Source organism: Frankia sp. AgB32, assembly GCF_023243045.1.
Classification (GTDB): Bacteria; Actinomycetota; Actinomycetes; order Frankiales; family Frankiaceae; genus Frankia.
Window position 1 is genome coordinate 1 of the sequence record NZ_JALKFX010000160.1, and the last position, 1,248, is coordinate 1,248.

Here is a 1,248-nt window from a genome sequence, read left to right on the forward strand (position 1 = left end):
CTCACCTGGTTCGATTCGGAAGCCCCGCACCTTCACCTGATCATCGACACGGCCCACAAACTCCAACACCCCACCCGACGCCCAACGAACCCGATCCCCCGTCCGATACATCCGCCCACCACCCACCACAAACGGATCAGCCACAAAACACGCCGCCGTCAACCCCACCCGATTCACATAGCCACGAGCAACCCCCGACCCCGACACATACAACTCACCCACCACACCCGGCGGCACCAACCCCAACCGCCCATCCAGCACATACACCGCCGTATTCCACATCGGCCGACCCACCGGCACCGGACCAGACGACACCTCACCACCCGACCCAAGCCAGTAATCCACACAACCCACAGTCGTCTCAGTCGGCCCATAATGATTAATCACCTCCAACCCCGGATGCCGACGACGCAACTCAACCAACTGCTCCCCGAACAACGCCTCACCACCCACCATCAACTGCCCCACCGGAACACAGCCATCCGGCAGCGCCGCCAACACCGGCAAATGACTCGGAGTCACCTTGAGAAACGTCAGACCCCCCAGCTCCGCCACACCCTCATCCAGATCCCCGACACACAAAACACCACCCGCCAGCAAAGTCCCATAAAGCGACGTGATACCCAGATCAAACGATATCGGAGAATGCCACAGCGACCGACCGGACAACCCCGGATAAACCGCCACACAACGCACCACATAATCAGCCAACGACCCGTGCTCCACCACCACACCCTTCGGAACCCCCGTCGAACCCGACGTATAAATGACATACGCTGGATGCGACGGAGACAACGACACCACCGGAGGCGAGTCCGGACACCCCGCACACGCCTCCACCGTCACCTCGTCATCAAGAACCAGAACCTCCACCCCAACCCCCACGAACAACCCACAAGCCTCCCGACTCGTCACCACCAACTCCACCGCCGCATCCCGACACACAAACGCCACCCGATCCCCCGGCAGACCAGGATCCAACGGCACATACGCAGCACCAGCCATCAACACACCCAGCATCGCCACCAACGCCCCAGCCGAACGAGGCAACGCCACCGCCACCAACGACTCAGGCCCCACCCCCCGACCCACCAACACATGAGCCAACCGACTCGCACGAGAACCCAACTCCCCATACGACAACTCCCCCACCACATCCCGCACCGCCACCGCACCCGAAGAACACCCCACCCGATCCCAAAAAAGATCAGGCAACAACCCCGAAGACGAACCACGCGACGTGTCGTT

General features: G+C 61.7%; 1 protein-coding gene. It reads right to left on the bottom strand.

The features are described 5' to 3' along the window. A partial coding sequence (locus MXD60_RS26220; RefSeq protein ID WP_308222617.1) for an amino acid adenylation domain-containing protein occupies window positions 1-1,191 on the bottom strand: 1,191 nt, incomplete at its 3' end. Window positions 1,192-1,248: the final 57 nt, after the last annotated feature.